This window comes from Bacillus sp. Cr_A10 (genome assembly GCF_029222665.1).
Classification (GTDB): domain Bacteria; phylum Bacillota; class Bacilli; order Bacillales_A; family Planococcaceae; genus Psychrobacillus.
In genome coordinates this window covers 91,514-105,390 of sequence record NZ_JARHXR010000019.1, presented here as the reverse complement: position 1 = coordinate 105,390, position 13,877 = coordinate 91,514, and the positions used below count along the sequence as shown (strand labels likewise).

General features: G+C 38.7%; 11 protein-coding genes. 1 reads left to right on the top strand and 10 read right to left on the bottom strand.

All coding sequences use genetic code 11. The annotated features are described in order from the left end of the window. Positions 1-9: 9 nt before the first annotated feature. Both P2Q73_RS16815 and P2Q73_RS16810 read right to left on the bottom strand, forming a co-directional pair. Positions 10-867, bottom strand: coding sequence for a class II fructose-bisphosphate aldolase (locus P2Q73_RS16815; RefSeq protein ID WP_053590541.1), 858 nt, complete (start codon positions 865-867; stop codon positions 10-12). A gap of 182 nt (positions 868-1,049) precedes the next feature. Continuing rightward, on the bottom strand, positions 1,050-1,409 hold the full coding sequence (locus tag P2Q73_RS16810; RefSeq protein WP_053590542.1) for a response regulator: 360 nt from the start codon (positions 1,407-1,409) through the stop codon (positions 1,050-1,052). 141 nt (positions 1,410-1,550) lie between these two features. Here P2Q73_RS16810 and P2Q73_RS16805 point away from each other — a divergent pair, with 141 nt between their 5' ends. Next, a complete protein-coding gene (locus P2Q73_RS16805) occupies positions 1,551-2,069 on the top strand; it encodes a DUF2529 family protein (protein WP_056828072.1) in 519 nt (172 codons plus the stop codon). 612 nt (positions 2,070-2,681) lie between these two features. Here P2Q73_RS16805 and P2Q73_RS16800 read toward each other — a convergent pair. The 8 genes from P2Q73_RS16800 to P2Q73_RS16765 form a co-directional block, all read right to left on the bottom strand. After that, positions 2,682-4,277 carry a CTP synthase gene (locus P2Q73_RS16800; protein ID WP_275789260.1) on the bottom strand — a complete coding sequence of 532 codons (1,596 nt, stop codon included), beginning with the start codon at positions 4,275-4,277 and terminating at the stop codon, positions 2,682-2,684. 296 nt (positions 4,278-4,573) lie between these two features. Then, the gene (rpoE, locus tag P2Q73_RS16795) at positions 4,574-5,131 is read right to left on the bottom strand and encodes a DNA-directed RNA polymerase subunit delta (RefSeq protein WP_172794299.1); all 558 of its coding nucleotides are present in this window, start codon (positions 5,129-5,131) and stop codon (positions 4,574-4,576) included. Between the two features lie 319 nt (positions 5,132-5,450). Continuing rightward, positions 5,451-8,708 (bottom strand): fused isobutyryl-CoA mutase/GTPase IcmF, encoded by a 3,258-nt coding sequence (icmF, locus tag P2Q73_RS16790; protein WP_275789258.1) that lies wholly within the window; start codon positions 8,706-8,708, stop codon positions 5,451-5,453. Positions 8,709-8,768: 60 nt separating this feature from the next. Next, positions 8,769-9,389, bottom strand: a complete 621-nt coding sequence (locus P2Q73_RS16785; RefSeq protein WP_053590546.1) for a TetR/AcrR family transcriptional regulator — start codon at positions 9,387-9,389, stop codon at positions 8,769-8,771. A 9-nt stretch (positions 9,390-9,398) separates the two neighbouring features. Beyond that, positions 9,399-10,538 (bottom strand): acyl-CoA dehydrogenase, encoded by a 1,140-nt coding sequence (locus tag P2Q73_RS16780; protein WP_275789255.1) that lies wholly within the window; start codon positions 10,536-10,538, stop codon positions 9,399-9,401. 120 nt (positions 10,539-10,658) lie between these two features. Next, complete coding sequence (locus P2Q73_RS16775) at positions 10,659-11,795, bottom strand: acyl-CoA dehydrogenase (RefSeq protein WP_275789253.1); 1,137 nt, start codon at positions 11,793-11,795, stop codon at positions 10,659-10,661. A gap of 12 nt (positions 11,796-11,807) precedes the next feature. Continuing rightward, a complete protein-coding gene (locus P2Q73_RS16770; RefSeq protein WP_275789251.1) occupies positions 11,808-12,659 on the bottom strand; it encodes a 3-hydroxybutyryl-CoA dehydrogenase in 852 nt (283 codons plus the stop codon). Then, positions 12,656-13,864, bottom strand: coding sequence for an acetyl-CoA C-acetyltransferase (locus tag P2Q73_RS16765; RefSeq protein WP_275789249.1), 1,209 nt, complete (start codon positions 13,862-13,864; stop codon positions 12,656-12,658). The genes P2Q73_RS16770 and P2Q73_RS16765 overlap by 4 nt, the downstream gene beginning before the upstream one ends. Positions 13,865-13,877: the final 13 nt, after the last annotated feature.

Below are 13,877 nucleotides of genomic sequence, written 5' to 3'. Positions count from 1 at the left end.
CTTACTGATTTATGCTTTATTAGAGCTTCCAAATTCGCGCATTTTACCAATAACAGTTGTTTTAATAGCATCACGTGCTGGTGTTAGGTATTTACGTGGGTCATACTGATTTGGATTTTCATCCAAATATGCACGAATCGCTTTAGTAGCAGAAATTTGGTTTTCCGTGTTCACATTGATTTTAGCTGTCCCTAATGAGATTGAGCGTTTAATATCATGTGTAGGAATACCTGTTCCACCATGTAATACTAACGGAAGATCTGCTAATTTAGAAATCTCTTCCATTTCTTCAAAACCTAAATTAGGTTCACCTTTATAAGGCCCATGAACTGAACCAAGTGCTGGCGCTAAGCAATCAATTGCAGTACGTTTCACTAATTCCGCACATTCCGCAGGATCAGCATAAATAACGCCATCTGCTATTACGTCGTCTTCCTGCCCACCTACTGTACCAAGCTCTGCTTCTACAGAAACATTGTGTGCGTGTGCATAATCCACTACTTTAGAAGTAATTTCGACGTTTTCTTCAAATGGATGATGAGAAGCATCAATCATAACAGAAGTGAATCCAGCATCGATTGCTGCTTTACATTTATCAAAACTTGAGCCGTGATCTAAGTGAATTGCCACTGGAACTGACGTTTTATAGTCTTCCATTAGACCTTTTACCATATGTACAACTGTTGTAAAGCCGCCCATATATTTTGCCGCACCTTCGGATACACCTAAAATAACTGGTGATTTTTCTTCCTCTGCCGCTTGTAAAATAGCTTGAGTAAATTCAAGGTTATTAATATTGAATTGCCCTACCGCATAACCTTCTTTTTTTCCTTTTTCAAGCATTTCTTTCATCGATACTAAAGCCATTCCAATGGACCTCCTCTATTTTCATACACTCTCATTTGTACATCATTTTTCTCTCTCTAATTTATCTGTTGCAGACGCCTGTTATTCAAGTTACAGAAATATATTGTTGTAAAAGCTAAACTGCGTCTTCCACTTTTCATCATAACAAAAAAAGGCCATGTTTTCCACTGCCTGCCTATGTACTACTTCTTTAATATATTATTTACTGCATCACGCACTTCGAATATATCAAAAGGCTTAGTAAAGTAAAGAGAAGCACCTAAATCCTTTGCTTCTTGAATTAGGTTTAACTCTCCATATGCTGTCATCATCATGACAGGTAAATTTGGATACTTTTCTTTAAGTAAAGTTAAGATTTTTATTCCATCCATACCTGGAATTTTCATGTCTAATAATACACCATCTAAACTTTCCTCACTAGCAATATCCAAAGCTTCTGGGCCGTTAGCCGCTAAGCTCACTTCGTAGCCTTCCTGTGAAAAAACTTCTTTTAAGAGCATTCGTATTCCTAGTTGATCATCTACGATTAATATGTGTTTCATGATGTACAAACCCCTTTTATTAAATTTTCCCCTTCTATACTATTCGCTATTAATATACATTTTCCTTCTAAAGATTCTAAAAAATACCCATTTTACGTTTATCTTTTCCTACACTATAATAAAAATTGAGGTGAAAAAAGAATGAAAATGTTAACGACACAACTGACAGGTCTCCTCCAAAGAATAGTAAATTCGGAGGAAGAAAATATTGAAGAAACTGCTAGACTTCTTGCACAAGCGGCTGCAAGAGAAGGCTTTATATACTTTGCAGCATTCGGTGAAATGGAAAGTATTACGATAAATGCAGAAAATGCCGTAGAAAAATTCCCAAGTTTGAGAGTTTGGACTTCCGATACCGAACTTACAAGTGCAGATCGCGTTTGGATCATCACTAGATCTAGTGAAAACGAAGATGCTCTAGCACTTGCAGAGAAATTAAGTGTAGAATTTATTCCGTTCAGTGTACTTGCTGCTGAAAATCATAATGATGAAAACAAGCTAGCGAATCTTGCTTATACATATATTTCTTTGAAAATTACGAAAGGCTTACTCCCTGCTGAGGATGGCAGTAGAATTGTATTACCTTATGCGCTAAGTGCAATGTTCGTATACGAAGCTGTCAAAATGAAGCTAGACGAGATCCTTTTAAGCGAAGATTAAAAATTAGCATCGATATGCCCATGGAAATAAGAAATTTCCGTGGGCATTTTATATTAAATTGGATTCAAAGGGTACACCCTAATGATTAGTCGCTGTTTTTATTGTTAAGTTTCACTGTTAATAAATTTATTTTGAGAATTGGTCGCGCTTATGATGGAATTGGTTGCTTTCAGTCGAGAATTGGTCTCGGTCATTGTGTAATTGGTTGCTCTCACACTTAGATTGATCGCTCATTTCCATTTAATACCTAGTGACCAGGCCCATTTCTCAAGAGAAGTAAACTCTATATTGTGAAATGGTCGCTCTTATGATGAAATTGGTTGCTTTCAGACGAGAATTGGTCTCGCTCATTGGGTAATTGGTTGCTCTCACACTTAGATTGGTCGCTCTTTGCCATATAATTCCTAATTACCGCGTTCCCGCATAATAAATCCATTTCTCAAGTGAAGTAAACTCTTTATTGTGAGAAATGGTTGCGCTTGCGATGGAATTGGTTGCTTTTAGTCGAGAATTGGTCTCGCTCAGTGGGTCTCTCACACCGATATTGGTCGCTCTTAGCCGTTTTATTCCAAATAGAAAAGCAGTTCGACAAGTCGAACTGCTTTTTCTTTTTTATTCTCCTACGGATGCTTTGATGAACTCACGGAATAATGGTTGTGGACGTTGTGGACGTGACACAAATTCCGGATGGAACTGAGAAGCTACGAAAAATGGATGATCTGGTAGCTCGATGATTTCGATTAGACGACCATCTGGGCTTGTACCAGAGAACATAAATCCTGCTGCTTCAAATTGTTCACGGTATTCGTTATTGAATTCATAACGGTGACGGTGACGTTCGTATACAAGTTCTTCTCCGTATGCATCATGTGCTTTAGAACCAGGAGTTAATTTACATGGATATAATCCTAGACGAAGTGTTCCACCTAAATCCTCTACGTCTTTTTGCTCTGGCAATAAATCAATAATAGAATGTGGAGTTTTTGGATCTAGTTCAGTTGAGTGAGCTCCTTCAAGTTCTAATATGTTACGAGCAAATTCAACTGTTGCTAATTGCATTCCTAAGCAAATACCTAAGAATGGTACATTGTTTTCACGAGCAAATCGTGTAGCTGCAATTTTTCCTTCTACGCCGCGGTCTCCAAATCCACCAGGAACAAGGATGCCATCTACATCTGAAAGAATTTCTGCAACATTTGCATCGTTCACTTCTTCCGCATTCACCCATTTCACTTCTACATCTGCATCAAATTTGTAGCCAGCATGTTTCATTGCTTCTACTACTGAAATGTATGCATCTTGAAGCTCTACATATTTACCAACTAACCCTATGCGAACTTTTTTAGATAAAGATTTCACTTGATCAACAAGTGCTATCCAATCTGTCATATCTGCTTCTTTCGTAGTAAGTTGGAAATGATCCACAACAATTTGATCTAAATGTTGCGCTTGAAGATTTAATGGAATTTCATATAATGAATCCGCATCAATACATTCGATTACTTCTTCTGGTTTAATGTCACAGAAAAGAGCAATTTTATCTTTCATATCTTGAGGAACTGGCATCTCTGAGCGAACAACAATGACATTTGGTTGAATACCTAGACTACGTAACTCTTTCACACTATGTTGCGTTGGTTTTGTTTTCATTTCACCGGCAGCTTTTATAAATGGAACTAGTGTACAGTGAATGTACATTACGTTGTTACTGCCAACATCACGTTTCATTTGACGGATTGTTTCTAAGAAAGGTAGTGATTCGATATCTCCTACTGTTCCACCAATTTCAGTGATAACAATATCCGCATGTGTTTCTTTTGCAGCTAAGAATAAACGATTTTTAATTTCGTTTGTAATATGTGGGATTACTTGTACTGTTCCACCATTGTAATCGCCACGGCGTTCTTTTCTTAGTACAGAAGAATATACTTTCCCAGTAGTGATATTTGAGTATTTATTTAAATTAATGTCAATAAAACGCTCGTAATGACCCAAATCTAAATCTGTCTCTGCCCCATCGTCAGTTACAAAAACTTCTCCATGCTGATACGGGCTCATAGTCCCTGGATCTAAGTTGATGTAAGGATCAAATTTTTGAATTGTTACGTTTAATCCTCTGTTTTTTAATAAACGACCTAAAGATGCAGCCGTAATTCCTTTACCTAGTGAAGATACAACCCCACCAGTAACAAAAATAAATTTAGTCATGCTTGTTCCTCCTAATATAGTATCTATTTCGCCTTGGTCTTTTAAGCTCAGATTTTACACTCAAGTAAAGATGATAACATATAACATTGCACCGAGCCCAATGATTTTTTCTTTACATAATCTGTAGCATTCGCCTTAGGCTATAACCTTATTCAGTAGGACTAGGTGAATAAGGTTATAAAATAACAAAAAGCGCCCCACCTGCTTTTGGCAGGGGAGCGCATATGCACATGAGTAATGTCTCTTTAAAAAGAGCCCAATAAAATCTTATAGCGTTTGCGTATAGAAGTCAAGAATTATTCTTCTTCGTCTTCTAATTCTTCATCTTCCAACTCTTCGTCATCGATGATATCAAATTCATCATCTTCTTCGTCGATTATATCCTCTTCGATCACTTCATCGATTTCTCCTACGAAATCAATTACTGGATCATCGTCATCTTCGTCTTCATCCTCATCATCGTCTTCGATAAATTCATCGAATTCTTCTTCGAAGATAATTTCATCTTCTTCTAATTCTAGATCTAAATCGTCATCGTCTGAAACTTTAGCTTTCTTTTTACGGACTTTAACAGTAGGAGCAGTCTCTTCTTCAATTTGTTCTACAGGATACCATTCTCTTAGTCCCCATTGATTTTCTGCAGTAGCTAAAAAGCGTCCATCAATATTCATATCTGTATAAAATTGAGGTTTGCGAGCTGCCATTTCTTCATCTGTTAAACCATTAAGTTTTTGGATTTCACTAAAAAGTTCAGATAAAGTTAAAGAGTTTTTCTTATCTTCTAAAATCGCAAATCCTAAATCTATTAACGATTCTTCTTGTAATTGTGCTGTTGTCATTTCACGAAAATTCAAATCGTGCACGTCCTTTCTATGTCCGTTTGCATACTTCCCATTATATACAAACAAGTATGTTATATGCTACATTCATTTATTCTTTTTGAAAAGGAATAATTTATTAAAAGCTAAGGCGAATAAATAAAACGAAAGTAATAGTAATGGAATAGCTCCCAGTTGTTTATTATAAAGGAGAATGGTTAGTAATAGGAATATTATCATAATCATTATGTGTATTGGGGTTTTCATTCCATATCTCCCTCACTACTTAATAGTTCCATTATACAAAATAAAAGGAAAAAAGTGTTCCGATATCTGATCGGAACACTTATTTTTTTTACATGTTTCTTCGATACTGGCCGCCCACCTCGTAAAGAGCGTTCGTAATTTGCCCAAGACTTGCTTTTTGGACAGTTGTCATAAGCTCCTCGAAGATGTTGCCACCTGTCATTGCTACTTGCTTTAGACGATTAAGAGCTTCAGTAGCTTCTAACTCATTTTTCTTTTGGAAGCTTCGAAGGTTCATTATTTGAGTTTCTTTTTCTTCCTTTGTTGCACGTGCTAGTTCCATATTATCGATATCCTCTTCAGAAGCAGGATTCGGATTTAAGTATGTGTTCACACCGATGATCGGAAGTTCGCCCGTGTGTTTTTTCATTTCATAGTACATAGATTCTTCTTGAATTTTTCCACGTTGGTATTGCGTTTCCATTGCTCCAAGAACCCCACCGCGGTCATTTATACGATCAAATTCTGAAAGAACTGCTTCTTCTACTAGGTCTGTTAGTTCTTCTACAATAAATGCACCTTGTAATGGATTTTCATTTTTTGATAATCCATGTTCTTTTGTAATAATCATTTGAATCGCCATTGCTCGACGAACGGATTCCTCCGTCGGTGTTGTAATTGCTTCATCATAAGCATTAGTATGAAGTGAGTTACAGTTATCCTGAAGTGCCATCAACGCCTGTAAAGTTGTTCGAATATCATTAAAGTCAATTTCTTGCGCATGTAGACTTCTACCAGATGTTTGGACGTGATATTTTAACTTTTGACTACGGTCATTTGCACCGTATTTATCACGCATCACAACTGCCCAAATACGACGGGCAACACGTCCGATAACTGTGTACTCTGGATCCAACCCATTTGAGAAGAAGAAAGATAAGTTTGGTGCAAAATCATCTATATTCATACCACGACTCAAATAGTACTCCACATAAGTAAAGCCATTTGATAATGTGAATGCCAGCTGAGAAATTGGATTCGCTCCAGCTTCTGCAATATGGTATCCAGAAATAGAAACGGAATAGTAGTTACGAACCTTATGGTCAATAAAGTATTGTTGAATATCCCCCATCATACGTAAAGCAAATTCAGTAGAGAAAATACATGTGTTTTGACCTTGGTCTTCTTTTAATATATCTGCCTGAACGGTACCTCGAACTACTTGGAGTGTCGCAGCTTTTACTTCTGTAAATTCTTCCACAGTTAGAGTGCGTCCAAGTTCCTCCTCGCGAAGGCGAACTTGCTGATCAATTGCTGTATTCATAAACATTGCCAAAATGATTGGTGCTGGGCCATTAATTGTCATTGATACGGAGGTTGATGGTGCACATAAATCAAACCCGTCATATAGCTTTTTCATATCCTCTAACGTACAAATGCTTACGCCAGATTCGCCGACTTTCCCATAAATATCAGGTCGATGATCTGGGTCTTCACCATACAATGTTACCGAGTCAAATGCAGTAGAAAGACGTTTTGCATCGTCATCTTTAGATAAATAATGAAAGCGACGGTTCGTACGTTCTGGTGTTCCCTCTCCTGCAAATTGTCTCTTTGGATCTTCCCCTTCTCTTTTGAATGGGAAAACTCCAGCTGTATATGGGAATGAGCCGGGTACATTTTCTTTGTAAACCCATCTTAAAATTTCACCAAAATCAACGAATTTCGGAAGTACAACTTTTGGTATTTTCAGCCCTGATAAGCTTTCTGTACGAAGAATCGTGCGTATTTCCTTATCACGGATTTTAGTTATGAATTCATCACCAGCATATGCTTCTTTTAGAGCTGCCCAGTTCTCCAGTATACGTTTTGATTCAGCAGTAAGTTCGTCACGAACACCGTTAGCTAATGATTCTAGTGAGTGAACTAATGCATCATCTGCCGCTTTTTCTTTTACTGCTTCTATTGCACCTTCTAATTGGAATAATCTTCTAGCAAAAGCTACTTGTTCCTCGGATTTTTTATGATATCCACGAACAGTATCTGTGATTTCACGTAAATAATAGCGACGATCATTTGGAATTATTACATTTTGCTTTTGAGTTTTCACAAATTGCTCGTAGGTTGTCTCCCAGTTGGTGCCAGTTTTTTCATTCATCACAGCAACTAAAGCTGCAAATAAAGAATTGGTGCCTTTATCATTAAATTGGCTAGCAATCGTCCCGTAAACAGGCATTGTGTCCAAATCATCGTGCCATAATTCACGGCTGCGTTGATATTGTTTTTGTACTTGACGAAGTGCGTCTTCTGAACCTTTTCGTTCGAATTTATTGATAACAATCAAATCTGCGTAATCAATCATATCAATCTTTTCTAATTGAGATGGTGCACCAAATTCACTTGTCATTACATACATAGAAACGTCTGATACATTAGTGATTTCTGCATCCCCTTGCCCGATACCACTTGTTTCTACAATTATTAAATCAAAGCCCGCTACTTTAACAACATCAAGCACATCTGCAATCGCACCAGATAATTCTGTACGAGATCCACGTGTTGCCAAACTACGCATAAATACACGTTTATTGAAAATAGCATTCATTCGGATACGGTCACCTAGCAGTGCCCCACCAGTCTTTTGTTTCGTCGGGTCAATGGATAGAACGGCAATCTTTTTATCCGGTAATTCGTGTAGGAATCGGCGAATTAATTCGTCTGTTAATGAACTTTTCCCTGCCCCACCAGTACCCGTGATACCTAACACTGGTGTACCTTTTGATAAAGCTTTCGCTTGTTCTAGCATTTCTTTTGCTTCAGCATCACTTGTTTGATGTGCTTCCTCCGCTAATGTAATCAAATGAGCTAGCACTTCCGGTTTCTCCGTAGATACTTCGGAAATCTCGTCTTTTGCTCCTGAAGCTTTCGTCGGAACATCACATTCCATAAGCATTTGATTGATCATACCTTGAAGGCCAAGTTTACGGCCATCCTCTGGAGAGAAAATACCCGATATACCGTATTCTTGCAGTTCTTTTATTTCTTTCGGAATGATTACTCCGCCGCCACCGCCAAATATACGAATATGAGGCGCACCACGTTCTACGAGTAAATCCTTCATATATTTAAAATACTCAACATGTCCTCCTTGATAGGAAGATATGGCTATCCCTTGAACATCCTCTTGAATCGCAGCATTCACCACTTCTTCTACCGAACGGTTATGACCTAAGTGGATTACTTCCGCTCCGCTAGCTTGTAAAATACGTCGCATAATATTAATCGACGCATCATGTCCATCAAATAGACTCGATGCTGATACAAAACGGACATGATTTTTTGGACGATATACTTCTACAGTAGACATGTAGTTCCCCCTTTGTTTGAATTAGTCTTAATGTCTAGACTCTAGGCGCTTGCGCTTTTCTTATTTCCCCATCCCATTTAGTACAAATTCTATTTGTAGTTCCGTAAATTGTTCAATTGTAAATTCCTTACGCAATGCCCATCTTCTAAATGCCCACATTTGACCTTGGACTACAAGGGTATGCGCGTAAAGTTTTGCTTGGGCATCTGTCAATTTCAGTTCCCCAGTTTGTATACAACCATTAAGAATTTTATGGAAAATATCAACCATTTCTAATTCTTTCTTTAATACGTAATCTAGTGCGTTTTTTGGCAATGATTTGGATTCTTGATACATGACAACGAACTCATCTTGCATGTCATTAATTACCCCATAATAATGACGGATAGCATTTTTGAGGTCGTCTATCGTACCATTCTCCAACGTTATTTGCGAGAGCTTGTCATGTACTTCATTGTATATACTATCGCATACTAAATAGAGGACATCTTCCTTTGTGCGAATGTATTCATACAGGGTGCCTATACTAAACCCGGCTTCCTTTGCAATTTCTCTCGTTGTCGCTCGATGAAAGCCTTTCTCTTTGAATAAAGTAACAGCTGCACGAATCATTTGGTGACGTCTTTTTTCAATGAGGTTTTCATCTTTCACCGAAGTCTTTACTTCATGCTTTTTTTCCATAGGCATCGATTACTTTGTTAGCATACGAGAAATAACAAGACGTTGAATTTCTTGTGTGCCCTCGTATATTTGTGTAATTTTTGCATCTCGCATAAAACGTTCAACCGGGTAATCTTTTGTATATCCATATCCACCAAATACTTGCACTGCCTCTGTTGTTACTTTCATGGCGGTATCTCCAGCCATCAATTTCGCCATAGCAGATTCTTTCCCATAAGGAAGCCCGTTGGATTCTAACCAAGCTGCTTGATACGTAAGCAAACGTGATGCCTCTGTTGCAGTTGCCATATCAGCAAGCTTGAATGATACACCTTGATTTGCAACAATTGGCTTTCCGAATTGAACACGTTCCTTTGCATAACCTACTGCAGCATCAAGTGCTCCTTGCGAAATTCCCACTGCTTGCGCAGCAATACCATTACGTCCACCATCCAATGTTTTCATCGCGATAATGAAACCCTCACCTTCTTCACCAAGAAGATTTTCTTTTGGTACTCGGCAATTATCAAAAATAATTTCTGTTGTAGGAGAAGAACGAATTCCTAGTTTCTTTTCTTTTTTCCCAACAGAGAATCCTTCGAAATCAGCTTCTACAATAAATGCGCTTGTGCCTTTATGTTTGGACGTTGGATCAGTAACTGCGAAAACGACATAGATGTCTGCGATACCACCATTCGTAATGAAAATTTTAGATCCATTTAGCACATAATGATCGCCATCTAATTTAGCTGTTGTTTTCATCCCACCAGCGTCAGATCCTGAACCTGCCTCTGTTAAACCGTATCCACCAATTTTTGTACCTTCTGCCATTGGACGAAGATATTTTTGTTTTTGTTCTTCATTGCCATATTTAAAAATCGGCCAACCTGCAAGAGAGGTGTGTGCAGAAAGAGTTACTCCTGTTGATGCACAAACTCTGGATAACTCTTCTACGGCGATGCAGTAAGCAAGGTAATCAGAACCAATTCCGCCGTATTCTTCTGGCCAAGGAATACCCGTTAAGCCAAGCTCAGCCATCTTATCGAAAATTTCACGATCAAAGCGTTCTTCCTCGTCGCGCTCTGCAGCAGTTGGTGCTACTTCGTTTTCTGCAAAGTCTCGAACCATTTTACGAATCATTTCATGCTCTTCGGATAGTTGAAAATTCATTGTTTTCCCGCCTTTTTAGGTATATTTTTATATTCAGCTTCTATTTAGTCGCTCTCGAAGTGGAATTAGTTGTTACTAATACGAAGGGTTTGATTGCCCCTCTCCACTTTTAGGAAAAAATTAATTAATCACATGCTTACCTATTACAATTCGTTGAATTTCACTAGTTCCCTCGTAGATTTCCGTAATTTTTGCGTCACGGAAATAACGTTCTACCGGGTAGTCTTCTGTATAGCCATATCCGCCGAATACTTGAACTGCCTCTATTGCAACGTCAACCGCTGTTTTGGATGCGAATAATTTAGCCATTGATGCTTCTTTTCCGCAAGGAAGACCTTGTTCACGAAGACTTGCTGAACGGTAAACAAGAAGCCTTGCTGCCTCTACTGCTGTCGCCATATCCGCAAGCTTAAAGCCAACACCTTGATTTGCTGCGATTGGTTTACCAAATTGCACGCGCTCTTTCGCATATCCTACCGCCGCCTCCAGTGCCGCTTCCGCAATGCCTAATGCTTGCGTAGCAATTCCGATACGTCCAGTATTTAAATTAGCCATAGCGATTTTAAAACCTTCGCCCTCTTCACCCAGTCTATTTTCTACTGGTATTTTCATATCTTCAAATGTGAGTTGGACTGTTCTTGAGCCATGCAAGCCCATTTTCTCTTCATCTTTCCCAACAATAAACCCTGGTGTATCCTTTTCTACGATGAATGCAGTAATGCCTTTTGACCCTTTGGATGTATCTGTTGAAGCAAACACGATGTTAATATCTGCTTCTCCACCATTTGTGATAAAAACCTTAGAACCATTCAAAACATAGTGGTCGCCCTTCAACACTGCTTTTGTTTTTAATGCACCAGCATCCGATCCAGCTGAAGGTTCTGTTAAACAAAATGCTCCAAGGGATTCTCCAGAAGCAAGCTTTGGTACGTATTTATTCTTTTGCTCTTCATTTCCAAAATAGAGTATCGGACTTGTTCCTACGGATGTATGAACGGAGAGAATCACACCTATAACAGCACTTACCTTTGAAAGCTCGTTGATCGCTATAACATAGCTCGTAAAATCCATTTCAGAACCGCCGTATTTTTCAGGAACCGTGATTCCCATCAAGCCAAGCTCACCCATTTTTTTTATAATGTCACGGGGGAACTCTCCTTGCTCCATTCGTTCAATAAAAGGCTCGATTTCCGTTTTTGCAAAGTCTCGAACCATATTGCGCATCATAAGTTGTTCTTCTGTGAATGTTAATTCCATGATTCACGCTCCTTACTCGTATATGTAGAAGCCACGGCCTGACTTCTTCCCTAACCAACCTGCTTTGACGTATTTTCTAAGTAGTGGACATGGACGATACTTACTATCTCCAAAGCCTTCGTGCAAGATTTCCATAATGTATAAGCATGTATCTAAGCCAATAAAATCTGCAAGTTGTAGTGGTCCCATTGGATGGTTCATTCCCATTTTCATCACATCATCGATTGCTTCTTTTGAAGCGACACCCTCATATAGTGTGTAAATTGCTTCATTGATCATCGGCATTAGAATTCGATTGGAAACGAAACCTGGAAAATCATTTACTTCAACAGGTACTTTTCCAAGTTTTTTTGTCATATCTTCAATCACTGCATACACTTCATCAGAAGTTGCTAAACCACGAATAATTTCCACTAGTTTCATCACTGGAACTGGATTCATAAAATGCATCCCTATTACTTGCTCAGGGCGATTCGTTACTGCTGCAATTTCTGTAATTGGTAGAGAGGATGTATTTGATGCTAGAATCGCATGTTTTGGTGTGATTTCATCTAGTTGTTTAAAAATAGATTGCTTGATTTCCATGTTTTCAACAGCTGCTTCGATAACGATATCCACATCGTTTGCATCCTCAATGGAAAGGGATTTTGTAATGTTACTTAGTACCGCTTGTTTTTCCTCTTCTGTCATTCGTCCTTTTTCTACATTACGTGACAAGTTTTTGGTAATCGTTTGGATTCCACGATTGTAAAATTGTTCCTCACGGTCATTAAGCTTTACTTTAAAACCTGCTTGTGCACAAACTTGAGCAATCCCTGATCCCATTTGCCCTGCTCCAATTACCATTACTTTTTGGATTGTCATGCGTCTTTACCCCCTGTTTTTGGAACTTCAATCATAATAGCGTCGCCTTGACCACCACCGGAACAAATAGCTGCAATCCCAATCCCACCACCACGGCGTTTTAATTCATATGCAAGTGTAAGAATAATACGGGCTCCGGATGCTCCAATCGGATGTCCAAGTGCCACAGCTCCACCGTTCACGTTTACTTTTTCTTCATCTAGACCAGCTATTTCACTGCTTACTAATGCTACAGCAGCAAAAGCTTCATTTATTTCAAATAGATCGATTTCTGCAAGATTTTTCCCTGTTTTATCTAACAATTTATTAATCACGATACCAGGTGTTTGTGGGAAGTTTTCTGGTTCAATCGCTACCTCTGCATGACCTAAAACGTATGCAAGTGGCTCTTTTCCAAGCACTTTTGCTTTTTGTTCATTTGTCAAAACGATTGCACATGCCCCGTCATTTACTCCAGGTGCATTTCCTGCTGTAATCGTTCCCTCGCTACCAAATGCTGGCTTTAGCTTAGCTAGTGACTCTAAAGATGTATCACGTCGAGGTGCTTCGTCCTTCTCAACAACGATTGGTTCTCCCTTTCGTTGAGGTATTTCTACTGAAACAATTTCCTCTGCTAAAATGCCATTATCGATTGCTTTTAAAGCACGGTCATGACTTCTAAATGACCATTCATCTTGCTTCTCACGTGATAATTCAAAAGATTCTGCTGTAGAGTTTCCGTACGTTCCCATGTGTACATTTTTTGGATGGAATGAACAAGAAAGTCCGTCATAAACCATTCCATCTACTATTTGGCCATCCCCCATACGAAGGCCAAATCTCCCTTTTGGTAAATAATAAGGAGCATTAGACATGGATTCCATTCCACCTGCCACGATGATTTCTTCATCACCTACACGAATTAATTGATCCGCAAGCGTGACACTACGCATTCCAGAAGCACAAACTTTATTAATCGTTTCTGTTTTAACAGACCAAGGAATACCTGCTTTTGTTGCCGCTTGTCGCGAAGGTATTTGACCTTGACCTGCTTGTAATACAGACCCCATTATGACTTCATCCACTTGATCTGCGTCTATACCAGCACGAGTTAGTGCCTCTTTAATAGCTACTCCACCTAAATCAGAAGCCGTTAAACTACTCAGTGCTCCCCCAAACTTTCCAAATGCTGTACGTGCCCCATCCAAAATAACTGTCTTTACCAAAATAGCCACCCCT